Origin of the sequence: Persicimonas caeni (assembly GCF_006517175.1) — a bacterium.
Taxonomy (GTDB): domain Bacteria; phylum Myxococcota_A; class Bradymonadia; order Bradymonadales; family Bradymonadaceae; genus Persicimonas; species Persicimonas caeni.
Window position 1 is genome coordinate 5,224,125 of record NZ_CP041186.1, and the last position, 25,805, is coordinate 5,249,929.

Annotated in this window: 16 protein-coding genes; 9 read left to right on the forward strand and 7 right to left on the reverse strand. The window is 66.1% G+C overall.

All coding sequences use genetic code 11. The features are described from left to right. The first annotated feature begins 13 nt into the window (after positions 1-13). The 5 genes from FIV42_RS19245 (at position 14) to FIV42_RS19265 (ending at position 14,231) form a co-directional block, all read left to right on the forward strand. Complete coding sequence (locus FIV42_RS19245) at positions 14-1,036, forward strand: hypothetical protein (RefSeq protein WP_141199264.1); 1,023 nt, start codon at positions 14-16, stop codon at positions 1,034-1,036. A gap of 496 nt (positions 1,037-1,532) precedes the next feature. Beyond that, entirely contained in the window at positions 1,533-3,269 is a 1,737-nt protein-coding gene (locus FIV42_RS19250) for an ATP-binding protein (protein ID WP_141199265.1), read from the forward strand. A gap of 62 nt (positions 3,270-3,331) precedes the next feature. Further along, the gene (locus FIV42_RS19255; protein WP_141199266.1) at positions 3,332-7,252 is read left to right on the forward strand and encodes a hypothetical protein; all 3,921 of its coding nucleotides are present in this window, start codon (positions 3,332-3,334) and stop codon (positions 7,250-7,252) included. Further along, positions 7,249-10,752 carry a hypothetical protein gene (locus FIV42_RS19260; protein ID WP_141199267.1) on the forward strand — a complete coding sequence of 1,168 codons (3,504 nt, stop codon included), beginning with the start codon at positions 7,249-7,251 and terminating at the stop codon, positions 10,750-10,752. The genes FIV42_RS19255 and FIV42_RS19260 overlap by 4 nt, the downstream gene beginning before the upstream one ends. Beyond that, positions 10,749-14,231: a hypothetical protein gene (locus FIV42_RS19265; protein WP_141199268.1), complete on the forward strand. Its 3,483-nt coding sequence runs from the start codon at positions 10,749-10,751 to the stop codon at positions 14,229-14,231. The genes FIV42_RS19260 and FIV42_RS19265 overlap by 4 nt, the downstream gene beginning before the upstream one ends. Here the strand turns inward: FIV42_RS19265 and FIV42_RS19270 are convergent. Together FIV42_RS19270 and FIV42_RS19275 are read right to left on the reverse strand one after the other, a co-directional pair. Continuing rightward, positions 14,221-15,165: a hypothetical protein gene (locus FIV42_RS19270; RefSeq protein ID WP_141199269.1), complete on the reverse strand. Its 945-nt coding sequence runs from the start codon at positions 15,163-15,165 to the stop codon at positions 14,221-14,223. The two genes, FIV42_RS19265 and FIV42_RS19270, sit on opposite strands and share 11 nt — an antisense overlap. A 10-nt stretch (positions 15,166-15,175) precedes the next feature. Then, positions 15,176-15,949 (reverse strand): tetratricopeptide repeat protein, encoded by a 774-nt coding sequence (locus FIV42_RS19275; RefSeq protein WP_141199270.1) that lies wholly within the window; start codon positions 15,947-15,949, stop codon positions 15,176-15,178. 72 nt (positions 15,950-16,021) lie between these two features. Here FIV42_RS19275 and FIV42_RS19280 point away from each other — a divergent pair, with 72 nt between their 5' ends. After that, the gene (locus FIV42_RS19280) at positions 16,022-16,876 is read left to right on the forward strand and encodes a hypothetical protein (protein WP_141199271.1); all 855 of its coding nucleotides are present in this window, start codon (positions 16,022-16,024) and stop codon (positions 16,874-16,876) included. Positions 16,877-16,878: 2 nt separating this feature from the next. After that, complete coding sequence (locus tag FIV42_RS19285; RefSeq protein ID WP_141199272.1) at positions 16,879-18,129, forward strand: bifunctional alpha/beta hydrolase/OsmC family protein; 1,251 nt, start codon at positions 16,879-16,881, stop codon at positions 18,127-18,129. A 7-nt stretch (positions 18,130-18,136) separates the two neighbouring features. Here the strand turns inward: FIV42_RS19285 and FIV42_RS19290 are convergent, their stop codons facing one another. Then, complete coding sequence (locus FIV42_RS19290) at positions 18,137-19,786, reverse strand: RCC1 domain-containing protein (RefSeq protein WP_168210772.1); 1,650 nt, start codon at positions 19,784-19,786, stop codon at positions 18,137-18,139. A gap of 231 nt (positions 19,787-20,017) precedes the next feature. Between FIV42_RS19290 and dcd the strand changes: the two genes are divergently transcribed. Beyond that, the gene (gene dcd / locus FIV42_RS19295) at positions 20,018-20,593 is read left to right on the forward strand and encodes a dCTP deaminase (RefSeq protein ID WP_141199274.1); all 576 of its coding nucleotides are present in this window, start codon (positions 20,018-20,020) and stop codon (positions 20,591-20,593) included. 155 nt (positions 20,594-20,748) lie between these two features. Here the strand turns inward: dcd and FIV42_RS19300 are convergent, their stop codons facing one another. The 3 genes from FIV42_RS19300 to FIV42_RS19310 form a co-directional block, all read right to left on the reverse strand. Beyond that, positions 20,749-21,744, reverse strand: a complete 996-nt coding sequence (locus FIV42_RS19300) for an IS3 family transposase (protein WP_141196617.1) — start codon at positions 21,742-21,744, stop codon at positions 20,749-20,751. Beyond that, positions 21,741-22,271 carry a transposase gene (locus FIV42_RS19305; protein WP_141196618.1) on the reverse strand — a complete coding sequence of 177 codons (531 nt, stop codon included), beginning with the start codon at positions 22,269-22,271 and terminating at the stop codon, positions 21,741-21,743. Before FIV42_RS19305 ends, FIV42_RS19300 begins: the two co-directional genes overlap by 4 nt. A 166-nt stretch (positions 22,272-22,437) precedes the next feature. Then, positions 22,438-24,366 (reverse strand): hypothetical protein, encoded by a 1,929-nt coding sequence (locus tag FIV42_RS19310; protein WP_141199275.1) that lies wholly within the window; start codon positions 24,364-24,366, stop codon positions 22,438-22,440. Between the two features lie 159 nt (positions 24,367-24,525). On the opposite strand from FIV42_RS19310, the gene FIV42_RS19315 reads away from it, so the two are divergent. Then, complete coding sequence (locus FIV42_RS19315) at positions 24,526-24,816, forward strand: hypothetical protein (protein ID WP_141199276.1); 291 nt, start codon at positions 24,526-24,528, stop codon at positions 24,814-24,816. A 49-nt stretch (positions 24,817-24,865) separates the two neighbouring features. Here FIV42_RS19315 and FIV42_RS19320 read toward each other — a convergent pair whose 3' ends face one another. Continuing rightward, positions 24,866-25,699: a thrombospondin type 3 repeat-containing protein gene (locus tag FIV42_RS19320; RefSeq protein ID WP_141199277.1), complete on the reverse strand. Its 834-nt coding sequence runs from the start codon at positions 25,697-25,699 to the stop codon at positions 24,866-24,868. Positions 25,700-25,805: the final 106 nt, after the last annotated feature.

Genomic DNA, 25,805 nt, shown 5'->3' on the forward strand with positions numbered 1-25,805 from the left:
TGGGGAGCAGAGCATGACACAGATTTCCTTTCGCATCGGGCTTGTCGCGGCGTTCGCCGCCTGTCTGGCCAGCGCCTGTTTGGGCGACGAATACGAGGAGTCCGAGGACATCTCGGTCGACGTCGACCACCCGCGCATCGCCGTGGGCGCGTCGGGCCACCTGATTCTCGAGGTGCGCGCCGATGAGTTTTTGCAGACGCCGCACGCCGCCAACATCGACTCCATCGACGTCTCCGGACCCGGCAAGATCGCCATCGACCGGAGCAGCGGCCAGGAGAGCTGGCTCGACTTCGAGGCCCTCGAGCCGGGTCCGGTCGAGGTGCGCGTGAGCATCTCGCAAAATATCGACAGGATGTTCGGCACGGACACGCGCTATATCTACGACACGGTCGAATTCGAGGTCGTCGAGCCCGGCGAGGTCACCGTCACCGACCCGTGCGTGGTCGACGGGGCTACGCGACCGCGTCTGTTCCGAGCCGACCAAGCCTTCTTTCTCGACCTCGAGGTCGCCGACCCCTCCGGGCGGCCTTGGGGCGGGCGAGACGCCCACAACGCATGGGTTCGCGATGCGACCGGCACGGTCGTTCCGGCGATCCTGCGAGCGCGCGACGGCCGCGGCGCGCTCACCGTGTATTTGGGCCGGCTCACCCCAGGCGCGCTCACCATCGGCTCGGAGCACTACGGCTTCGAAGTCGACACCGTGGTGCACAGCCGCGGCGAAGTCGACCGCCTCGAGGTCGAGGAGGTCACGTCGCTCACCGGCAACTTCTACGACGTCTCGTTCAACTTCTTCATGGGGGAGACGCCGCTTTGCGAAGAAGATCTCTTCGCCGGGGTGACCGGGCGCACGCTCACCCCGGAGGTGTGTGTGTTCAGCGGCATCGGCACCGACACCCATCTCGAGCAGAGCTCGTCATATCCCTTCGAGCTGTACCGCAAAGAGGACGGCCTGTGTCGCCTCGAGTTGCTCGCACCGTGGGCCAACGAGGGCGAGGGGCTCGAGGAGATCGTCGAATTCGAAGTTCGAGCACGCTAAGCGCACTATTTGTTCGGAGCGAGAGCATCTTGAGGCCGTCGCAAAAGGTCGCCGTCGTTTGGAGGCAGCGCTTCCAGCGCTGGTTGCAGGAGCGTGCGGCCTTGCTCCCAGGGCAAGATGCCCTGCCTCCAAAGGCTTTTGCGACAGCCTCATCTTGCCCTCGTGCATCGTAGAACACACGTCGTAGCCTACGACGAGGCTTCTGCCAGGCTCGAACACGCGTCGTAGCGCTCGGCGAAGCCCGCATGCACCGTAGAGCGGACACCGCAGGCTACAAGACACGTTCTACGCCCGCAGCTCGGCCACCGTAGCCTACGACACGCGTTCTACGCCCACAGGTCGGCCACCGCAGCCTACGACACGCGTTCTACGCCCGCAGGTCGGCCGTCGTAGCAGACGATACGCCTTCGAGCCCCACGCGAGGCTGGACCAAGCGCCGCGGCCCACTTATCCTGCCCCGAGAACCAAGACCCAAGCCCTCAGCCAAGAACCATCCATGGCCCAATCCGACGATCTCGGCGTACTCGACAACCTCGTCACGCAGTTCAGCTCGCCGCTCGACTGTTTTCGTGAGCTCGTCCAAAACTCCATCGACGCGGGCAGCCCCTCGGTGGAGGTGTGGACCGAGTATATCCCCGGCGACGGCCACGAGGGCACCGTGGCGCTGCACGTCGACGATTACGGCGAGGGGATGGACGAGAATATCATCGACCACCAGTTCACCCGCTTGTTCGCGTCGACCAAAGAGGAAGATCTGACCAAGATCGGCAAGTTCGGCATCGGGTTTGTGTCGGTGTTCGCGCTCAAGCCCAAGGCGATCTTGGTGCAGACCGGCCGCGGCGGCGAGTACTGGGAGGTGTTGTTCCACGAGGATCGCTCGTTCTCCAAGTCGAAGCTCGACGTGCCCGTCGAGGGCACGCAGCTCACGCTGTTTTTGGAGGGCGACATCCACCGCTACACCGAGCTCGTCGAGGGGATCCAGAAGACGCTCAAGCACTGGTGTAATCACTCCGAGACCGAGGTGACCTTCGAGGATCGCACCCCCGTCGACGGCGGGTTCTCGGACGTGGTTGTCATCAACGAGCCGTTCGAGGTCGAGGGCAAATGCCTGACCCGCGTGGAGCACCAGGGCACCGAGATCGTGGCTGCCTACACCCACGAGCCCGTCTACGGCTTCTACAACCGCGGACTGACGCTCGCGCTCACCCGCGCCGGCGACGACGTGCTCGGGTTTCGGGCGCACCGGTTTCGCCACATCGCCTTCAAGATCAAGTCGCGCTACCTCGAGCACACGCTCAGCCGCGAGACGGTCATGCGCGACGAGAACTACGAGAAGGCGATGAAGCTGCTCGAAGAGGCCGTCGACAAGCAGCTCTTCGGCGCGCTCGTCGACGAGCTGGAGCGTCTGGCCCAAAAGCCCGAGTGGACGCTCCCCGAGATCGACCGCTACGGCGAGTTCGTCTCGTACCTGGAGCACGAGCCGATCGAGCTGCTCGAGGCGATCGAGAAGCGCCCCTTCATCCGCCTGCTCGACGGCAAGACGATCCACCTCGACGCGCTGTACGAGGCGTGGAAGCGCGACGGGCGCGTGCTCGTGGCCGACGGGCCGAGCGATCTGACCGACGAGCTGTCGGCGCTCGACGTGCCGGTGGTCTACGGCCGCCCGCCGACGAGCTCGACTTACGACCACCCGCTCGAGCCGGTGCGCCGGCTCATTCGGCGCTACTTGACCCACCGCGTCGAGACGACGCTGGTCGGGCGCATCCGCAAGTTCTTCGGCCAGAACCTCAAGACGAAGACGAGCGGCTCGCTCACTGCCCCCGAGGACGTCTACCTGCCGGTCGTCCTCGACAAAGAGGTCCCCGAGGAGGCCAAGCCGCTGGTCGAGACGGCTGCGCGACTGCTCAAAGAGATCGACGCCGGCTACCGAAAGCTGACCACCTGCGAGCTCGGCTCGCCGGACGACGACGCGCCGCTCTTCGTGCTCGCGCGCACGCTCGGCCCGGTCATGGCACGCCCCCCGCGAGGCGTCGCCGAAGATCGCCCCGCGAAGCGTCCCGAGGCCGCCGTAAACCGCGACCACCCGCATTTCCGACGCCTGCTGCAGCTGCACGCGCACTCCCCGGAGATCGCGTCGTATTGCCTGGCCAAGAGCCTCTTGCTGACCGAAGACCGCCTGCTCGACGCCGACGTCGACCTGATCGCGGCGAGCATGCCCGCCGCAGCGCAATAGCATCCCAAACCCCCAGTTCCCCTAAACCCCCAAACCCCCAAACCCAAGCCCCTAACCCATCCATGTCCTCGATCGATCAAGTCATCGCCCGCTCCCGCCAACCCGGCGGCTTCAAGGAACGCAAGCGCTTCACCGTCGCTCGCCAGCGCGCGATCCGAAAGATGCGTCAGTTCGCGCTCGCCGACCCGCACTACTATGTGCTCGAGCTGATCCAGGCGGCGGTGGCCAACCGGGCGACCCACGTCGACCTGCGCATCGAGAAGAAGAGCTTCGGCCTGTCGTATATCGGCGGCGGGTTCACTCAAGAGGAGCTCGCCCAGCTCTTCGACTTCTTGTTCGCGTCCAAAGAGGACTTCGAGCACGGCGACATTCGCCAGCTCGCCCTGGGGGTCAACGCCCTGATGATCATGGAGCCCAAGCGCATCATCATCGAGTCGGGCGACGGGACGATGGGCGGGACGACGCGCATCGAGATCAAGAGCAGCGAGAATACCGTCGACGTGGGTACGCCCGACGCGGCGCTGCGGGGGACGTTCATTCGCGCCGAGGGGTTGAGGCGCTCGAAGATTCGCGGCAAGTCGAACCTGAGCTCGACCGACTACGGCCCGCCCGAGTGCTCGGCCATCGAGAATCGCTGCTTGGCCGCGCCGGTGCCGATCATCGTCAACGACGAGCCGGTCTTCGGCTACTCGAGCGTGCGCACCCCGGTCGTGTTCGGCTACCGCAACGTGGTCACCTTCGACGAGGGAGACCTGTACGGCTCCATCGGCATCGCCGAGCAGCGCCACAAGGAGATGTTCAAGCTGTTGACGTGGGGCTCCTGGATCCAGTCGCTCGAACACGATCTCATCGACGGGGCGCAACTGGGCGGGGTGGTCGCCTACGACCGGCTCAACAAGACCGCCGACCACTCGGGCATCGTCAAGGACGCCACCCTCCACGAGATGTGGGCGCGGCTCAAGCCGTACGCGCACAAGGCGCTCAGCGGGCAGACGGGCAAGGCCGTCTTCCAGATCGCGCCCCTCGGCGGCGATTTGCTCGAGCCCCGAGAGCTTCGCTCGATGCTGCACGAGCACGGTACGGCGGTGGTCGTGCCGCCGAAGCTATCGCCCAATGGACCCGCAGGAGAGCGCGCCCAGGAGATCGGACGCGTGCTCGAGGCGCCGGTGCTCACGGTCGACGAGGCCGAGATGCCCACGCTTCGCAACCTCGCCGGCAACGACGTGCGCCTCATCCGGCCCGACCTGAACAACCCCGGCGAGCTCGCGTTCTTCAAAAAGCCCACCGCCAAAGCGCCGCCGCGCCCGTGGCTCATCGGGGCGACCGAGCTGTCGCCGATCAGCCTGGGCAACTTCGTGGCGCATCTGTTCCACGAGGAGATCGTCCCCTCGGAGCCGTCGGCCATCAAACAGATCTTGAGCCGACTGGGCGGGCGTCCCTCCGACGCCGAGAAGATCATCATGTACGCCGACGAGCTTCGCCAGGGCGTGAACTCCACGGAGACCTCGCTCATCGACCAGCTCGAGAGCACCAGCGAGATCACCGGCACGATCTATACGCCCGACGACGTCGGCTCCGGCGAGAATCACAATCGGCGCGAGCTGTGGGTTCGCGTGCGAAGCGTCGACCGCATCGTGTGGCAGGGCGCAGTCACGAGCGCCTATCCGGGCCACGTGCTCGACATCGAGGTGCCGTCGGCCTCGCCCAGCGCGCTGCTCGAGCCGATCGTCGAGGGCGCCGACGCCTCGTTGGCGTGGCTCATCGCCGAGGTGATGGCGCGCTACGCCATCGACGACCTCGAGAAGACCGCCGAGCGCACCCTCGAGAGCCTCGGCCAGGCCGACCTGGAGCCGGGCTCGACCGGCGCGCGGGTCGCCCTGGCGGCCCTGGCGCGTGACGCGGTCAAGAGACTGCGCTCGACGGGTTCGCCTGAATCGGGCGGCTCGGCCGGCGAGGATAGCGGCCCGAGTGTGCGCTTCTCGCTGGTGGGCAACGAGGCGAGCCTCGACCTGCTGGACGTGCCCGTCTTTCGCACCCTCGACGGCATGGCCACGACCATGCGCGACTTGGCGTGGATGCTCGAGCAGACCGCCGGGCTGGTCTACGGGGTCATCCCGGAGGTGACGCCCGACCTCGAAGGTCTCGACCCGAGCTCGATCTTGGAGCTCGACCTCGAGACCGAGCGCCTGCTCATGCAGATCGTCGGCGAAGGCGCCTACGTACGCGTCGACTGCCGCGACGTGCTCGCCGAGGACGAGGCGTCGGGCTGGAAGGTGCGCGACGTGGCGCTGGGGCTGCGCGAGTACCCCAACGGTGCGCTGCTCGCCGAAGGTGCGGAGGGCCGGCCCGACGAGGCGACCGTCGAAAAGCTCGTCCAACAACTGGTGCGCCAATTCGGCGGCGCCGGGGTAGACGGCGACGACGAGGAGCTTCGCCGCCAGGCGGTGCGTCACCTGCAGTATTTTGTGTGCTACCGTGCCGTCCACGAGCCCAACAAAGAGACCTACGGCGTCGACACGATGGGGCTCTTCCTCGACGGGCACGGCCGCGTCGTCTCGCTCCGCGACATCCTGCGCGGCTTCGAGGCCCACGGCCGCATGGTGATGGTCGACGGCCGCTCGAGCGACGTGTGCGAGATGGGCTCGCTGTCGAGTCGCAAGACGGCGGGCGACGCCGAGCCGCCCGAATCGCTGATGATGAACACCTGGGTCTTCGGACTGCTGCAGCCCTTCGGCGAGCTCACCGGCGCGTTCGACTTCGACCTGACCGACGCCGAAGCCGCCGACGTCGAGATCACCCCCGAGACCGCGTTCGTCGCCAGCACGCAGATCGAAGGCGAGAATATGAGCGGCCGGTTGGGCCTGCCCGAGGTGCCCGTCGAGAACCCGTCCATCGCGGTCATCTCGGCCGACAATCAGCAGGTCTTCCAACTTCGCCAGCCGGCCATCGAGCACGGCATCGTCGGGCTCATCAAGGTCGAGGCGGGAGGCGTCGAGGCGCGTTGGAAGGAGATCTATTCGGCCGCTCGGCACGCCGGTTGGCGTGTGTTGAGCTCGCTGACCGAGGGCTTGGCCGAGCGCCAGGGTGACGACGATTACGAGCGCATCTTGGCGCAACTCTTCGACTTCGCCGCACGCCACATGCGCCTGGCCAAGCGCCCCGACGGCACGGTGTTCTACGAGAACAACCACGGCCTCGCCCAGCGCATCTTGGACATCCCGCTCTTTGCGACGACCCGCGGCATCCCGGTGAGCGCGCAGCGTCTCATCAACGAGTTCTGCGTCGAGCAGACCCGCGGCGGAAGCTTGCTCGAGAGCACGCGCATCGTGCTGACCGACGACGTGCCCCAGGTGCTAGTCGACTGGGTCGAGCGTCACCTTCGCCCCGAGAACGTCGCCCGACCGCCGGCCCATTCTGCCCAGCATCCTGCCGTTGCCAGACAAGCCACCGATGGACAAGCCGCCGATGGACAAGCCGACGGTCAGTTGGCCGCCGACGGCGGCGGGCCGACCGACGCCCGCGCGCTCTCCAAGGCGCTGGAGCGCTCACTCGGCGAGATGCGCCCCGACGAGCACGTCAAGGTGCTCGCCCGCGACTATTTCCGCCTCGACCCCGACGAGGAACCGTCCGCAGAGGCGCTCTCCAAGTTCAATATGCGCGTGTGGGTCGTCGACTTCGCCAACCAAAAGAAGAAGCGCACCGTCCCCAGCGACCGGGTCTACTACTTGCTCCAGGAGGCCGACGACGAAGACGCCTTCGTCTACGCCAACGGCCGCCCGCCGGTGCTCCTGATCAACTCGCAACACTGGCTCGCCCAGCAAGCCCTGCTGGCCGGAGCCGGCGACTCGCGCGCGTTCGCCTGGCTGTTGCTGAGCGCCTACTCCCACATCAACGCCTTGCTCTCGCCGGTGACCAACGACCACGAACTCGAGTTCCAACGCCGCGTGGCCGATGCGCTCGAGCGAGGTGTTCTGACAAGATGAACCCCACCGACGACATCATCGCCCAACGCCGCAAAGGCGCCGCAGATGGCGAGCGCGGCGAGTTTTCGGTCGACCGGTCGCAGGCGCTCGAGAAGATGCGCCGGTTCAGCCTGGGCGACCCGCGCTACTACTTGCTCGAGTTGGTGCAGGCCGCGGTGGCCAACGAGGCGGCGCAGGTCAACGTCGAGCTGTACGGCGACGGTGGGCAACGCGGTGATATGCGTATGCAGTGGGACGGGCAGGGCTTCTCCGAGCTCGAGCTCATGCGCCTGTTCGACTTTCTGTTCATCTCCGATGACGACCCCGGGTGCGCCGACACAATCTTGCTCGCCCGCGGCCTCAACTCGATGTTGCACTTCAAGCCGGACCTGGTCAGCGTGACGAGCGGCGACGGGACCTTGCAGGGGACTCGGCGCATCCTCTTGCGTGACGCGCAACCCAACCCCATCGATTGGATCGTGCGCGAGCCGCTCGACGGCGTGCGCATCGAAGCCGACGGCCTCGAAGATTGGCTGCTGCCGCGCAAAAAGGGCGAGCCGCTGCGTGAGATCGGGTTGTTGGCCGATAAATGCATCTCGCCGTCGCTGGCGGTGGTGGTCAACCGCCACATTGTCTCCGATTGGAGCAGCTCTTACGGCTCGGCCCCGCAGGGCGAGGACGATTATATCGACATCGATGAGGGTGACCTGTACGGGCGGTTGTGGTTCCCGGCGCAGACCGAGCGGAGCCGCTACGACTTGATGACCTGGGGCATCAAGATCGAGCAGGTCCCGCGCATGGAGGCGCCGTTCAACCGCCTGCGCGGCGCGATCAACTACAACAAGCTCAACAAAACCGCCGACCACGCCAAGATCGTGCGTGACGCGGTGCTCGACGAGATGTGGGCGCGTGTTCGGCCGTACGCGATGGCGCTGCACGCACGCAGCGAGGGCGCGGTGCGCCACGCGGTGCGTCCGATCGATGGTGAGCGGCTCGAGCCGGCGGCGCTTCGGCGCTTTCTGGACGACGCCGGGCGCGTGGTCGTGGCCTCCCCCGAAGACGTGAGCATGCCCCAGCGGCGCGCTCGCGCCGAGCGGTTGGGCGAGGTCCTCGAGGCGCCCATTTTGGTGACCGAGAGCACCGAGCACCCCACGCTGCACGCCCTGGCGGGGCAGCGGTGCGAGGTGATCATCCCCGATTTGTCGACCCCCTACGACACCGGCGTGCTCGCCGGTCCGCCGCGCGAGCCCCCGGCGAGGCCGTGGCTCATCGAGCCGCTGGCCGTCGAGTCGACGACGATGCGGGCCTTGGTCTCCGGTGCGGTCGCTCGCGGTTGGCTCTCCGACGAGCGTGCCGAGGGCGTGCTGCGGACGACCGGGGCCGACGAGCCGGTGCGCATGCGCGTCTACACCCCGAAGGCCGACAGCGCAGCGGGCACCGATTGGGTCAGCCTGATAGTTTGCGGCCGTGAGGTGTGGCGCGGCGATGTCCCCACATCGCATGCGGGCCACCTGCTCGTCGTGGAGCTCGCGCCCGTGTCGCCGAGGGCGATCGAGCCTTCGGCGGTGCGGCAATCTGCGGGGTGGCAACCTGATGGTGCGGCCGATTCGGTCGCCGCCGCGCTGGCCGCCTACGCGGTCGAGCATGCTCGCAACATGCTCTCGATCGCCAATCAGCGTGCGATCGAGGCGCTCACACGTGCGGAGGTCGCGCCTGGAAGCAATGGCTCGCGCTTGGCGCTGGCGGCGTTGGCCAGGCGGGTGATGTTGCGTGTGCGCAGCGGCGCCGACGGTCGACGCGATCTCACTCTGGCGGCGCTCGACATGCATGCGAGCAAGCTGCTCGAGGTCGTTCTCTTCGAAACGGCCGCCGGCCGGCCGGTGAGGGGACGAGACCTCGAGGCGTTGCTGCGACGCAACCGGGGGCTGCTCTACGCGGTCGAGGCTGCGTCAGATGTCGAGGCTGCGCCAGAAGAGGACTTGGCGGGGCACAAACCCGACGACGTGCTCGTCGCCGACCGAGAGCTACACACGCTTCTGGTGGACGTCTTCGGCGCCGATGCCGTCGTCCAGCTCGACAGCTGCGCTTTCGACGGCGACGCCGATGTCTCGGCGCTCGTGGCCCACCTGAGCCAGCAGGGGCAGGGCTGGGAGGTCCAGGAGCAGCGCCGCAGAGCGCGGCGTCGGCTGCTCGAGCTGGCGTTGCGAGGAGGCGCAGAGCCTGCGCACCACGAACTCGCATCGCTGCCGCTCGTCGAGCTCGCCGACGGTGGCCGCTGCAGTGTCGAGTCGCTGCGACGTTGGAGCGAAGAGGGGCACCCGCTGGTGATGTTCGACGGCAAGAACGCCGACCTCGTCCCTTCGATGGGGGCACAGGGCGCCCAGACGAGCGAAGGTGCTGTCTCGGGGCCACCGCCCGCGCTTCGGATGGACTCGCGTCTGTTTTATCTGCTCGAAGGAGTCGCGCGTATCGAGGGCGCCTTCGACTACGACCTGTCGCATTGGGAGGCGAAGCTAAACGCGTCGACCCCGGAGCAGGCCTTCGTCGAAGCCATCGAGATCGACGAGTCCTACGCGTCGGGCTCGATCGGCCTCGCCGTCGAGTCTGTCTCGTCGCCGGCGATTGCTGTGGTCGAACGGTCGACCCTGCGGGTTCACCAACTCCGCGAGCCGGCCCAAAAGCTCGGGCTGGTCGGCCGCGTTACGATCGACGAGACCTTCTTCGACGAGTCCGACTCACTGCACGACGCGATTTTGGAGTGGGGCACCGCGCTACTCGACCGGCTCGTCGACCAGATCGCACGGCCTCGCTCGCCAAACCACCAAGAGCGCATCGAGCGTTGCCTTCTCGAGTACGCAGGCCGGCAACTCGAGCTCGTCGCAACGCCAGGCGGCTGGTGTTCCTGGAGCGTCGGCGACGAACTCGCCGCGCGAATCTTGGAGCTGCCGCTCTTTCGCTTGCAGAGCGGGGCGGTCGCATCGGGAGGACAACTCGCCACGCGCTTTTCGCTGCGCCGCGGCCAACAGGAGGTCGTGCTCGCCGACGGCGCTCCCGCTCACCTCGAGGAGTGGAGCGCAAGTTATCTGACCGACGCACGCGTCCGCTACGACGCCCCCCGCCCGGAGCCGACGCCTCGCCCCCACTCCCCCGAGGCGACAGACGACCTCCTCCAGCTACTCGAACGCCTGCTCGAAGAGCTTCGCCCGGACGACGCCAAGCAAGCCGCGCCTCGACGCGTCCTGTGGAGCACAGGCGAGTTGTGGCCCGTCGGGACGCACCAGCCGATCTGTCACTACACCGCGCCATCGGGCTCCCAGCCGACCATCGTGCTCAACCCCAAACACTGGCTCGTCATGCGAGCCCGCCAGGCGCAGCACCTGCAGCCCGACCATATCGCGTGGCTGTTGCTCGCCATCTACGCTCACGTCAACGCGCGCCTCGAGCCGGTTACCAACGACCACGAACTCGAGTTCCAACGCCGCGTGGCCGATGCACTCGAGCGAGGTGTTCTGACAAGATGAACCCCACCGACGACATCATCGCCCAACGCCGCAAGGGCGCCGCAGATGGCGAGCGCCGCGAGTTCTCGGTCGACCGGGCGCAGGCGATCGCCAAGATGCGCCAATTCGCGTTGGCCGACCCGAGCTTCTACCTGCTCGAGCTGATTCAGGCGGCGGTCGCCAACGGCGGGGGCTATCTGAATATCGACCTGTTTCGGCTGCGCCGCGACAGCGACGACCTGAAGATGTGGTGGAGCGGGCGCGGGTTCAGCGAGTTCGAGCTCGAGCGCCTCTTCGACTTCCTGCTGATGAGTGAGGACGAGCCGGGGTGTGCCGACACGATCTTGTTGGCGCGCGGGGTCAACGCGATGCTGCACTTCAAGCCCGCCAAGATCGTCATCGCATCGGGCGACGGCACCCTCGACGGATCGGCGCAGGTGGTGATCTCGCGCGACGGCGACATCGTGGTCCAAGAGCCGCCCGAGCCCATCGGCGGTGTGAAGATCCACGGCGACGGACTGTACAATTCGCTGCTCGCTCCCGAGCCCGAGCAGCAGTTGGGCGACCGCGAGGTGCAGTTGCTGCGCGAAAAGGTTATCGCTCCGGGCGTGCAGGTGATGCTCAACGGGCATTTTATCTCCGATTGGAGCAGCGCCTACATCGAGCAGCGCGTCTGGCAGAGCGCGTATATCGCGATCGAGGAGGACGACCTGTACGGGCGGCTGTGGGAGGCGCCCCATGGCGGCCGCGGCGAGTTCGACCTGATGACCTACGGGGTCAAGGTCGAGCGCGTCGCGCGTGAGGATGCGCCGTTTTATGCGTTGCACGGGGCGGTCAACTTCGACCGGCTCAACAAGACGGCCGACCACGCTAAGATTGTGCGCGACGAGGTGCTCGAGGAGTTGTGGGCGCGGCTTCGGCCCTACGCCGAGGCGCTGCACGCCGACCACGACCAGATCACCTACAATATTCGGCCTCTCGACGGGACCCTGTTGAGCCCGCCGGAGCTCGTCGAGCTCATCCAGACTCACGAGCGGGCGGTCGTGGTGCCTCCGCAGGTGCTTCGCGACGGTCAGGCGAAGGCGGCGCGTCGGATCGGTGAGGCGCTCGAGGCGCCGGTGTTGCTCGTGTCGCCCGACGAGCGGCCGACGTTGCGCGCGTTGGCCGGAACGAGCCTCGAGCTCGTCGAGCCGCGTCTGGACGAGCAGCGTGACGTTGACGTGTTTACCGGACCGGTGGCGGGACCGCCGCCACGGCCCTGGCTCGTCGAGCCGGTGAGCGTCGAGTCCATCCCCGTCACCGAGTTCATCGAGCACATGTGCGACGTCCATCACCTCGACGACGTCGACCAGCACGACAAGCAGGCGCGTGCGAGGCTGTCGCGGACGCTCGGCTCGGTGGGCGAGGTGTTCATGCGCGTCTACACCCCGGCGGGCGACACCGAGGCCGGCGTCTTGAACAAGCGCTGGGTCAAGCTGCTCGTGTGCGAGCGCGAGGTCTACAGCGCGCGGTTTCCCTCTCCCTTCGCCGGCCACGAATTGTTCATCGAGCTTCCGCCGGCGTCGCCGACGTTGCTCGATCGCAAGGTCGCCACGGACGCCGGACAGGTGTCGATCGCCGAGCTCGTCGCGCGCACTTGTGTCGAGCTGGCTCGCCATCGCCTCGAGGAGGCCAATGCCCGCGCCCTGGCCGCCCTGAGCCGCGTCGAACTCGAGCCGGGCTCGGCCAGCTCGCGCATGGCGCTGCACACGTTGAGCCGCACCGCGATGTTGCGTGTGCGCGGCGGGGTGATCGAGGTGTCGACCTTCGACGAGAAGCGCGCGCCGCTGCTCGATATGCCGTTGTTCGAGACGCTTGGAGGCGAGCCTGCTGGTCGAGCCGTCAGTGCGCGTGACCTCGCCGCTTTGCTCCGACGCAGCCGCGGTCTGCTCTTTGGCGTGCGCTCGTCGGACCCCGAGCTCCCCGCAGGACTCGAGCCGGAGGACGTCTTGGTGTTGGACGCCGAGCAAGAACAGCTGCTCGTGGCCACCCTCGGCGCCGACTGTTACGTGCGCGTCGACTTGGCCGAAGAGGCGCGCAACGCTCCAAACGCACGCTGGGTCGAGCAGGAGCGCCGGCGCCATCAGCGCCGCGCGACTTGGCGTCAGTGCCTGCAGCACTCGTTGTGTGGGCGCACAGAGGGCTTCGAGCCGGCGCAAAGGCTGGTTATCGACACGGCCGACGGCGGCCGCTGCTCGTTCGCCGACGTGGTCGCGCGTTTCGAGCGCGGCGAGTCGGTGGTGATGTTCGACGGTCGCGCGGTCGACTCCGTCCCTCCGGCTGGAGAGGGTGTCGAGCGCGGCGATGCGGCCGAGCTTCGCATGAACCCGTTTCTGTTCTACCTGCTCGCCGAGCACCTGCCGCTCGCGGGCGCGTTCGACTACGACTTGTCTCACGCCGAGGCCGAGCAGAACCCGCGCACTCCGAAGGACGCCTTTATTGACGAGGAAGTGATCGAAGATCGTCGCGTCAGCGGCGTGGTCGGGCTGCCGGTCGACGAGGTGGCCGAGCCGGCCATCGCCATCGTCGAGGCGGAGACCGGGCGGGTCCACCGGTTGCGCGAACCTTCGCGTGAGCTGCGCTTAGTAGGGCGATTGGTGGTGCGTGAAGCCCAACTCGTCGAGTCGCCGGGTTTTCTCGAGGAGTTGATCGTCGAGCACGGCGAGTCGCTGCTCGACAGGCTCGCGCGCAGGCTGCCGAGGTTGGAGCGCTCCGAGGAGCGCGAACGCGTGACCCGCGCGCTGCTCGAGTTCGCCGGCCAAAAGATTCAGTTGCGCGCCTCGGCCGACGGTCGATTCGACTGGCAGGTCGCCCATCCGCTCGCCCTGCGCATCCTCGACATTCCGATCTTCCCGGGCCGTCGCGGCGCGCCCGTCTCCGGGCTGCGCGTGATTCGTCACCTGTGCGCCCAGGCCAACTCGAGCGGGACCACCCCCGACGTCGACGAGTTGCTCGCCGACCAGACGCCGGAGTTGCTGCGCCGTTGGATCGCGCGCTACGTCGACTTCGAGCGCGTCTATCGCGCGGCGCCGGCGAAGGTTGGAAAGGACGATGCGGGGCTGGAGTTTGCCGGCGGCGAGCAACTGCTCGAGGTGCTCGAGTATTGGCTCGAGGAGCTGCGGCCCGACCGCGGCGAGGGCGAAGACATGCCCAGGTACGAGCTCGCATGGGCCGACGTCGAGTACGGCTGGGCCGAACCGCCGGAGCCCGGATGGGTCCACAAGCTGTATCGTCCCCACCACGGCCTGCTCAACCGCGAGGCACCCTTGGTCGCCCGGGCGGTCGAGCAGCCCTCGGCGGAGACGATCGCCTGGCTGTTATTCGTGATCTACGCCGGCATCAACAAGGTCTTGGAGCCGGTGACCAACGAGCACGAGCTCGAGTTCCAGCGTCGGGTGGCCGACGCGCTCGAGTCGGGGCGGCTGGGCGTCACTTCAGATGGACACGTCTCTACAGATTGACGCTGCTCTGGCCGCTGAGCCCGCTGGCGATGACGATGCAATGATCTCCCGAGCGGGTGCACTTGTAGACCTGGTAGCTCTCGTCGGTGGCGAATTGGTCGCAGGCCGAGTCGTACTCGCCGATTTCGACGACCATGCCATCGGTGAGCTCGATAGATGAGCCCGCGGCGGAGAAAACGACGCGCAGCGTGGCGCCGTTGCACCCCAGCGAGACGTACTCGGGTGACTCTTGTTCGTCGCCGGTGCACGTGGCGCTGGTCGCCGAGTTGATGACGGAGGGGTCGTCGTATTGATTGCCCGCGATAGGTGTAAGGTTGGCCTCGTCGACTTGGCCCATGGCGATGGGGGTGCCATCGGCGGCGAACAGCTGAACCCCGAAGATGTCCGCGCCGGGCGACGGCGAGGTCGCCTTGCAGTCGAGCGCGCCCTGGGAGGTGGTGTCTTCGATGACGATGCTGCCGTACACGAGCGACGTGCACTGATTGTCTTCGCAAACCTCTCGAAAACCGCACTCGTTGTCGGTGGTGCACTCGGCTTCGACACACGCTCCGTCGACGCACTGCTCGCCGCTGGAGCAGGTGATATTCGCGCAGGAATCTGCGTCGGAGGGTGTATCGGTAGTGTCCGTCGTGTCGACCGCGTCTGTTACGTCGGAGGTGTCGGCCGAGTCGGGACCGACGTCGACGCTGGTGTCTCGCTCGGCGTCTTGGGCGACGTCGCGAGCGTCGGCCGTGGCGTCTGAGGCGTCGACGTTCGCCCCGACGCGCACGCACTGCTTGAGCTCGGAGCCGTCCCCGACAGGCACGCATTCGAAGCCCGACAGGCAATCGCTGGGGCCCGTGCAGCTAAAGGGGAGCTCTTCGACGTTCAAATCGGTTTGGCAGGCCGACAGCAGGGCGGCTGTCACCGTCATCAGTACAATCAAGCGAGGCATGGCATATCTCCTAGAAGCGGCCCGACAAGCTCAGTCCAATCGAATCAGCGCTCAAGCCCACCGACACCGAGGCGTCGGCCTGGTCGGGCGCCGTGAACACCAGGTAGGTGCCCACCCCTGCGCCCACCAAGCCGGCCGCGATCATGGCGGCGCCCACCGAGTCGAGGGTGTTGGCGTCGTCTTCGAGTTGCTGGGCTTCGGTCTGGGAGACCGAGGTGATCAGTCCGTCCTGGCGTTGGGCCTCGCGCACCTCGTCGCGCTTGCCCTCGGCGGCGAAGTGCAGCCCGACGCCGGTGCCCGCGACGGCCAACCCGGCCGCGGTGGCCGTCCAGCCCCATAGCTCGTGCGAGTTCATGCCCGCGGTTTCAGGACCGGCCTCGGCCGGCTCGACGACGCACTCCTGCTCGACCTCGGCCAGGTATTCTCGGGCCTTGTCGGTGACCAGCTTCTCGGGCGGATTGGCCACCGGCGGGGCGACGATGGCTCGCTCGAGCGCGCTCTTGGCCTTCTCGCACTTGCCCATCTTCTGGTAGGCGCGCCCCAGGTTCAGGTACGTCACGTTGAGCTCACCGAGCAACAAGGACTGCTCGAAATGGGCCACCGCGCGTGCATAATTCTCTTCGATGAGATGCTCGACACCTTCGTCGTTCAGTTTCTGTTGCTCGTCGGACGGAGTCACCGGCTCGGACGTCGGCTGCTCCTGAGCCCAGCCGAAGGCCGGGAGAAAAAAAAGGAGCGCGGCAATAGCGATGCTCGCGAGCACCACGTGGGTTGGTCGTTTCATGGCAACGTCTGGTTTGGTACAAGGCGTCTGTTGTCGTCAGTCACAGCTCGCAGCTATGAAAAGAAACCGCCTATGATTCAGTCCATACATCCGCGCGTCCTCGAAGTCGAACTCGAACACCACCGCGAGTGGGCGCTGGCCTGCTGGAGCGATACCGACTCTGACGCGCTGCGCGACCAACTCGTCCGGCTACTCGAGCTGACGTTTTTGGCCGAGTACAGTCAGCAGCCGAGTATTGCGTTAGGTGAGCGCAACTTCAAGGCCGTCCAACTGTTGGTCTTCGACGAGCTGAGCCAGCCCAGCCGCGAGGTGCTCGCCGAGCTGGGATTCGACGAGACGCAGTACGTGCCCGACCAGTACGAAGAGCGCATGGCCGCCTGGCGAGAGGAGGCCGAAGCTGAAGGCGTCCACCCGCCCGAATCGCCCGTGGCGGTCTTCAAAGCTGACATCGAGCGCCCCAACGCGTCGATCTCGGACAAGATCGAGCAGATCCAGCGCCAGATGATCGATCAACTCGACGGAGAGGTCTTCGGCGAGACGCCCGGCGGTCCCTCCAAGCTCATGGCGACCTATTTTCGCCAGCACTTCAACACCACGATCACCCCCGACCGAAAGGGGCTTCACTCCTTCGAGCTCTTCTTGATTCAGGAGAAGGCGCACACGCTGCGCTGGATGCCCCCGCTGCTCTTTCAGGGACTGTGCGACTTCGTGGGCGTCTTGCTGCAAGCCGAGTACAACTTGAACGTGCAGTGGGCGCTGTCGACGCCCGACGATTCGGGGTTTGCGCCGCCGCCGGTCTTCCGCGTGCCCGCCTCGGGCGGCGGCTACGAGCATATCCCCATCGGCAAATTGATCATCGAGTGGTGCGTGCTGCCGCAGCCCGAGGAGACGCCCACGCTCGCCCAGCGCATCGAGGAGGTCGTGTAGCCATGCCCGTACACAGTAAGAAGGTCACCTTCCAAGGCGCCCACGAAACCTCGCTCGACGCTCGGCTCGACATGCCCGACGGCGAGCCGGAGGCGTGTGCGCTCTTCGCCCACTGCTTTACCTGCTCCAAAGATCTGTTCATCGTCTCGCAGATCAGCCGGCACCTGGCCGACAAGGGCATCGCGGTGCTGCGCTTCGACTTCACCGGCCTGGGCCACAGCGAAGGGGAGTTCGAGAATACGAACTTCTCGTCGAACGTCGCCGACCTGGTCGCCGCGGCCGAGTTCATGGAGGCGGAGTACGAGGCGCCCTCCATCCTCATCGGCCACAGCTTCGGCGGCACCGCCGTGCTCAAGGCGGCGGCCGACATTCCGCAGGCCAAGGCGGTGTGCACCATCGGCTCGCCGTTCGACCCCGCCCACGTCGAGCAGGTCTTCAAGGACAAGCTCTCCGAGATCGAGGAGGAGGGCTCGGCCGACGTCGAGATCGCCGGGCGGACCTTCTCGGTCGAGAAGCACTTTCTGGACGATATCCGCAGCACCGAGATGGAGGGGGCGATCGGCGAGCTGAAGCGCCCGCTGCTCATCTTCCACAGCCCGCAGGACAAGGTCGTGGGCGTCGACAACGCCCGGCTCATCTTCCAGGCGGCCAAGCACCCCAAGAGCTTCATCTCACTCGACGGCGCCGACCACCTGCTGAGCAACAAGCGCGACGCGCAGTACGTCGCCGAGACGCTGGCGGCGTGGTCGACGCGCTACGTGCAGTATCGCCGCGAGTTGACCGACGAGGAGCGCGAGGCCCTCGGCGAGCCGCGCCCCGACGAGGCGCTCGTCGCCGAAACGGGCGAGGGTAAGTTCATGAACCACGTGATCGTGGGGCGCCATCACTTCTTCGCCGACGAGCCCGCCTCGGTGGGCGGCAACGACGCCGGCCCCGACCCCTACGACCTGGTAGCGGCCGCGCTGGGCGCATGCACCTCGATGACGCTTAGGATGTACGCCGAGCGCAAGGGCTGGCCGCTCGAGCGCGTCCAGGTGCGCGTCAACCACGACAAGATCCACGCCGGCGACTGCGCGCACTGTGAGAAGGAGAAGGGCAAGATCGACAAGCTCACTCGCGCCATCCGCGTCGAAGGCGACCTCGACGACGCCCAACGAAAGCGCCTGCTCGAGATCGCCGACCGCTGCCCGGTTCACCAGACCCTGCGCCGCGAAAATGTCATCGAATCGAGCCTGGAATCGGATCTCGAATGATCGATTGTCACCAATCAACCCGCCGCGGATTCACCCCAAACCGCTCACCCCAGCAATAAATATCCCCGTCGACCGTCAGCGCACACGTCGTCCGATCACCCGCGTCCACGCTCGCGACCGGCGGCAGGCCGCGCACGGCGACCGGGGTGGGCGCGGCGGTCGTCGTGCCGTCGCCCAATTGCCCCTTGGAGTTGTCGCCCCAGCACTTCACCTTGCCTTCATCCTCCGTGCCGCGCTCGCCGGCGACCACGCACGTATGACGCGCTCCGGCGGTCAGGTCGGTGGCGTCGGTGAGCTCGAGCACCTTCTGCGGGCTGGTGAGCTCGCGCAGCAAGTCGACGCCCAGCTGGCCGTGTGAGTTGCTTCCGAAGCATTTGACCGACCCGGAGCGTTGCAGCACGCAGGTGTGCTCTTCGCCGGCGGCGACGTCGACCGAGTCGGCGAGCATCGGGATGAGGCGGACCTCGTCGCGGTTGGTGGTGGTGCCGTCGCCGAGCTGTCCCTGGGCGTTGTTGCCCCAACAGGCGATTTGCCCGTCGGCGACGATGGCGCAGCGGTGGTAGTCGCCCACGGCGACCTTCGTCGCGCCGCTCAAATCTTCGACAAGCGTCGGCACCGAGAAGCCGTGCGGCCCCCAGCAGCGAACGCCGCCGTTGGAGGTGACCGCGCAGCCCGTGTAGTTGCGAATGTCGAGGTCGACCGCAGCGCTGATCTGCTGCCAGCGCGTCGGCCGGTGGCGTTCGGTCAGCGGCGCCTCGGCGACCTGTCCCTGGCCGTTATAGCCCCAGCAGAAGACCTCGCCGTTTTGGGTCATCGCGCAGCTGAATCCGTCGGCAGCGGCGATCTTGGCCGTCTCATCCATCCACAACGCGTCGACCGGGCGCTCGGTGCTCTGGGTGGTGCCGTCGCCGAGCTGGCCGTAGGTGTTCTGGCCCGCGCAGCGCACCTGCCCGTCGCTCAAGGTCACGCACATGTGGTCGGCGCCGACCGACACGTCGACCGCCTCGACACACTGCGACTCGCTGCAGGCGACCTCGCAGCTATTCGAGCACGCTCCGCAATGGTCGGCGTCGCGATACAGGTCGCGGCAGGTGTCGCCGCAGCTAAATCCGTCGGGGCAGTCGCAGCTGTTAGCCAGGCATACCGCCTCCTCGCCGCATAGATTCGTCGAGGCGTCGCCCTCGTCGATCAACCCGTCGCAGTCGTTGTCGGCGCCGTCACAGATCTCTTCGGAGCTCTCGCAGGTGCAGAACTTGCCGTCGGCCGGGTAGAGCGTCTCACACGCCCAGCCCGAAGGACACTCCGAGGCTACGCTGCAGCCCACGGTGCACACACCGCGAAGCTCGCCGCCCACGCTCGCGCAATGGCCGGAGGGGCAGTCGTTGTCGGAGTTGCAGGGAATGCCGATGCCGTCTTGCTCGGGGCGGCGAGGGGGGCCGCCGATGTCACGCTGATCGGATACATCGCCGCCGGAGGCGTCGGTCGCTCCCGACGTGTCGATGCCCGCACCGGCGTCACTCACGCCGGCGTCCCATCCGCTCGAGGCGTCCTGGGGAGAGTTGTTGGCGTTGTTGACCAGAGAGTCGTTGCTCAAAATGCCTGCGGTCGAGTCGTCGCCACAGCCGGCCAACAGAGCCAAGCAGAGGATCCCCAGCATCAACAGTATACATCTTCGGTGGGCGGGTGCGTTCATGTGGTGCTGCGTCGATGTTGCTGTGAGTGGCGCTCGTCCTCTTGCCACGTACCCATCTCTACCGAGAATGCAAGTGCGATTCAAATTTTCGCACGATACAGCGCACTTGTGTCGGATGATCCGACTTGCCTGAATTTTTGGCTCGTGAAATTCTCCGCGTCCTACAATCGACCCGAATACACCGGAGCACCCCCTATGATCCTGAGCGACCGCGACCTCAAAGAACGCCTCGACAACGACGAGATCGTCATCGACCCGCTCCTCGACCCCGACAAGCAAATCCAGCCGGCGAGCATCGACGTGCGCCTGGGTAAGGAGTTCGTGGTCTACAAGCTGCCCCACGTTGCCGCCATCGACACGCGCGACCCCGACTCCACGCGCGGCTACACCGAGACGGTGACCATCGAGGAGGGCGAATCGTTCACCCTGCACCCCGGCGAATTCGTCCTGGGCACGACCCTCGAGTGGGTCAAGATCCCCAACGACCTGGTCGCCCGCGTCGACGGCCGCAGCTCCATCGGCCGCCTGGCCGTCGTCGTCCACGCCACCGCCGGGCTCGTCGACCCGGGCTTCGAAGGCCGCATCACCCTCGAGCTGAGCAACCTCGGCCGCGTCGCCGTCAAGCTCTACCCGGGAATGCGCATCAGCCAACTCGTCTTCCACCAGATGACCAGCGAAGCCGAACGCCCCTATGGGCCGGCCCGCGGCAGCAAATACCAGGGCCAGCAAGGCCCGACGCCGAGCCGCATCTCGAACGATATTGATGAGTGAGGGGAGGAAGGGTTCACCACGGGGGGCACGGGGACACGGGGAAAGATGAGAGAAGAAGTTCCCCGCGTACCCCGTGTCTCCGTGGTGAGTCAGCCGTTGATGAGTCAAGATCGGCCGTTCGGTATGTGTCAAGATAGTTGTCGCGTCTGAATTATCTACGTCTCTTGTAAATTGAGCGGCGCAAGCCGCACCTCTTCGGGGCGCGTCCATCCTCGCGGCCTTCGACTCCAGCGTGCGGGATTCTTTTGGCGCGCCTGTTCATAGAGCTTTTGGCGTCTTTGTAGCAGCTCGACGTCTTCGCCCGCGTGGCGCTGCTCGGGGGTCACCCAGCCGATCCCGCTGTGATAGTGCTCGGTGTTGTACCAGCGGACAAACGCCTCGACCCACTCAGACCATTCATGCACGCCGTCGAGCGGCTTTTTGGGGTAGCCAGGCCGGTATTTGAGCGTGCGAAAGCTCGATTCGCAGTGAGGGTTGTCGTTGGAGACGCCCGGGCGGCTAAACGAAGCGGCCACCTCCAGGCGCTCCAGCGTCGCCAGAAGCGTCGAGCCCTTCATCGCAGCCCCGTTGTCGGCGTGGATGCAAAGTCCGCTCGCCTCGACCTGTTCGGCGAGGATCGTCTTTTCAATGAGGCGGCTCGACAGCTCCATCGATTCTTGGTCTTCGACGCTAAAGCCGACGATCTTGCGGCTGAACAAGTCCATGATCCAGTAAAGGTAGACAAACCGGCCGCGTACCTGGGTGGGCAAGTATGTGATATCCCACACCCAGACCTGGCCGGGGCTGGCGGCCACTAATTCGGGCTTCGGCCTGGGCTTCGGCGGCCGGCTTGGCTGGCGGTGGGTCATCATCTTCTCTTCGCGCAACACGCGGTAAAATGTCGACTCGCTGGCGACATACTCGCCCCGGTCGGCCAGGCTGCATACGATCTGCCGGGGGCTCACATCACAGAATTCACGACCTGTGGCGATGGCGACCACCTGTGCTCGCTCCTCGTCGGTGAGCGCGTGCGCACACCGACTGTGGGGTCCCTGGCGAGCGTCCTCGGCCTGCGGGTCTTTTCGCCACCGCTGTATGGTGCGCTCGCTGATGCCCAGGGTCCGACAGGCCTGGGCCTGACGCGCGCCGTGGGAGACCGCCTCTGCGATCATGTCGAGGATGACTTGTCGCTCTTGCCGATCATGGGAGCGTCCTCGTCCCCCCACAACCGGCGCGCCTTTTTTGAGAGCACCAACAAGGCGGCCGTCTCGGCCAGCGCGGCCTCCTTTCGGCGAAGCTCGCTTTCGAGTTCGCGCTTGTCCCGTTGGGCCTGGCGCAGCTTCTGGGTGGCCTCCTTCTTGGCCCTGGTGCGTCCATCAAGCCCCTCGTACATCTGCGCTCTCCAGCGTCGAAGGTCGCTTGTATGCACTCCTTCCTCGCGCAGGAAAGCGCCAAACTCCTTGCCCTCGAGCGCCTCGGCGGCCATCACAAGACGCAGCTTTTCGGCCGAAGAGCGTCTCTCGGGTGCCGACTCTGGCTTTGCCTCAGCACGCAAGGCACCATCGAGCGCCGCCTTTCTCCACCGCCAAAGCGTCGTCTTGCCCACGCCGCTCAGCTCGGCCAGGCTCTCCGGGCTGATCTTTTCGTCGAGCATCCGTCGAACAAGACGCTCTTTTAGCTCTTTAGGATATGGACTCATCTCGGATCTCCTTGTTGCCCCTTCGTTCCATGAAACTAACAATCGAAGAGGCGACAACTATCCTGACACCTGGGGCGTTGGGGTTCACCACGGGGGGCACGGGGACACGGAGGAAGTAAAAAGTAGTTCCCCCGTGTATCCCGTGTCTCCGTGGTGAGTCAGCCTTTCAAAAGTCGATCACGGCCGATCCTGCAGCAGAGGTCGCCCAGAAGTTGACCGCCGCGTCCTCGAGCGCGTCGTCGCTGTAGATGGTGAAGTGGCCGGTCGACGAGCTCATGTACGAGCCCATCGTCAGCGGCTGGCCGCTCAGGGATTGGCGGTTGGCTTCCAGCGGGGCGTCGACTTGTTCGATGTCGCCGACGTTCCACGGGTCGACCGGCCAGCCCTTGGGGCCGACGACGGGCAGGCCCGCGGCGGTCATCAGCGCGTTCATCGACAGGGTGGAGGTGGTGTAGTCGTCTTTGCCGTTGATCATGAACACGCTCGCCCCACCTTGGCCGTCGCCCCAGCCGCGCCAGTAGCGCGCGTAGTTGTGCGGGTCGACCACGTCGGCGCCCACTTGCGCCATCGCCACGATGGGGTGGAAGCGGTCGATGGGGCGCGAGACGTCGAGCAGGTTCTGGACGAGCTGGGCGATGTCGAACGGGTCTTTGCGGAAGATGATCGTCTCGCTCAAGTACGAGCCCACCCCGTTGAGCATGTAGGTGTCGATGCGCGGCTCGACGCCGGCGACCATCGCCCCCACGAGCGCGCCCTGGGAGTGGCCACCGTAGAAGACGCGCGAGGTGTCGATGGGGGGCAGGCCGATGAGGTTGATGAGCTTCTCTTCGATCAAGCGGATGAAGTAGCTAGTCTCGGCAACCTGTTGGCGGAAGACCGTGCGGCCCGACTTGGGGTTGATGTAGTTGAACGTGTCGAGCTCGGGGTCGTAGTCGGCCTCGCCGCGGTCCTTGTGGAATTGGGGCACGAAGGTCGCCACCGCGAAGCCCGCCTCGAGGGCGCCCACGATGTGGTCGTCGCCGATATGGCTCGCCAGTTGTGCGCCGGTGCCGTCCTCCCAGACCAGTAGTTTGAGCGGCCCGTCGGGGTTTCTGGGGACCGTCACCGCAAAGGGCACCGTCTCCCAGCGCTGGATCTCGGGACGTCCGCTCTCGTCGAATACGAGATCGCCGTCGCGCGAGTAGGGCGGCTCGCCCTTCTGGAAGATCGGCATCTTCATGGTGCCGCTGTAGACCTCGTAGGCGCTCGTCGACCGCGCCACCCACTTGCGCCAGTTGCGAATGTCCCGAATCTCGGTCGCGTCACTCCAGACCATCTCGCGCAGCTTGCGCGTCTCGGCGACCGGGTCCTGGGTCGTAAAGACCGAGGCCACCGCGATCTCCTTCGACGACAAATTCGTCTGCGGCAGGCAGTCGCGCATGGGGTCGAAGCTCAGCGCCAGCGCCTCGTCGGCGCCGTCGCCGTTGAGGTGGGCGGCGAACGCCTCGGGGCGCGCGGTCGACAGGTCGTTGCCGCCGAAGCTCGTCGTCACGATGAGCGCATACGGCGTCGCCGGCCGCAGCGGGTAGCCCGGCACCGGCGCTACCTTGAGCGTGTTGGCGGCGACGTACTTATCACCCTCTGCATCCCACACCGCCTCGACCGGCACGCGCTCGCCGCACGCCGCTTCGCTCATCGCGATGAGCTGGATGGGCGAGTTCGGGTCGACCGTGGCGCTGGGTACCGGGATGGCGTCGTCGGGCGGGGCGGTGTCGGTCTCGAACGCCACGTAGGCCACCGGCATCGTCGAGAACCCGCGGATCGTCGACAGCATCTCGACGTAGCGCTTCACGAAGTTGTGATTGGCGTTGGGGATATCGGAGACGTCGACCGTGCCTTGGGCGCTCACCCGCGCGTCCGACGGCCAGGGCATGCGGTAGAAGTCTTCGTCGGCCGGCGCATATCGCGGCATCAGGTCGCCGTCTTGCGCCTCGACCTTCTCGAGGCCTTGCTCGCGCTCGGCGATCTCGCCGCAACCCGACAAGGCGGCGCTCGCGCCCAGGGCGAGGAGAGGGGTCAAGCAGGCGAGGAGACTCGGGAATCGTGGTGTGTACATCGGCGCCGTATCGCTGGAGAGGAGCAGTTCGGCGGCATTATAGCGGCAGGTGCATCGCAGAGATAGTGCGTTCGCCCACGCCCCGTTAACTCCCCGGCCTTCGTGTCGAGTTTGAGTCTCGAGGGCTCATCTGATCCTCGATCTCGACGGAGGTGCGCGATGAAATCGGTGTTCGTACAGGAGTGGGTCGACTCGGAGCTGGGACACTCGGGTAGCAACTCGCGCTACTCGATTCATATGAAGGAGGACGACCGGGACCGGTTCGCCCGCGCTCATGCGGGGGAGGCCAAGCAAGCCGGCCGCGCGTTGCGTCCCATCGGCCGCTGGGGCGTGGTCGGGATCGACGAGGCGGTCTACGAAGAGGTGCGAAAGAGCGTCAACGGCATGTGGTACCGCGGCAAGGCCTACTGGGACGGCCAGGAGATCGATATCGGCGGCGGGTCGAAGTAGTTCGGTACGAGAGTAGTGCCGCCCCCGCACCGAACTCTAATCGGCCCGGTCATTGCTGCTTTTTCGTCCAACGCTTCATGATGCCGTTGCTGCAGCCGAACTTCTCGTGGCCTTTGCCGATGCCGAGCTCGTCGATGATCTGCGAGCAGCTGCATCCGCCGGTGTCCTCCATCGTGTAGGGCCCGTAGACGATCTCACCTTTGGGCGTCAGCGTCTGGAAGACGCCGGTCGGCGTCGCAATCCAGCGATTCACGCCCAGGCGCACCGACGGCACGCCGGCGTCGGCGTCGCTGTCGGGGCTCGCCTCACACAGATCCTCGTTGCCACAGACGCCGTCGCCGTCCGCGTCGTTGCTCGGGTCGTGGGGGCAGATATCGCACGCATCGCCGATGCCGTCGCTGTCGGCGTCGGACTGCGAGGCGTTGGCCACGCTCGGGCAATTGTCGTTCGCGTCGCACACGCCGTCGCCGTCGGGGTCGGCGCACGCATCCCCGATGGTCATCTCCTGCGGATAGCACCCCTCCACGCCCGTCTCTAGGCTCGTCGTCGAGGTCGGCTCGATCGAATAGTCCCCGTCGCCCAGCCCGCTGACGGTCACCGCTTGCCAATAAAAGACGCGCAGGTCCCCACCACACGCCTGCGGCTGACAGACGACGTCGTCGGGGATCTCCCGCGTGACATCGATGAAGTCGTAGGTCTGCCCGTCGATGACCAGCCCGCCCACCGGCCAGAGCAGCCAGTGGGCCGTGCCCGCGTAGAACGTGACGTCCCCGTTGTCGTGTTCATCCCAACAAATCTCGGAGGTGTGAGCCGACGCAGCCATCGGGATGGCGAAGACTGCGGCACAAATAACGAGAGCCAACAAATTCCTAGAACGACGCATGCTCCTCTCCTCGCTTTGTCCTTCGAACGCTCGCCACCGTGGCTTTTACGTTCTTTGGACATCATGAGTTCGTAGCCGGCGGGGATTCGATTAATCACTAAATCGA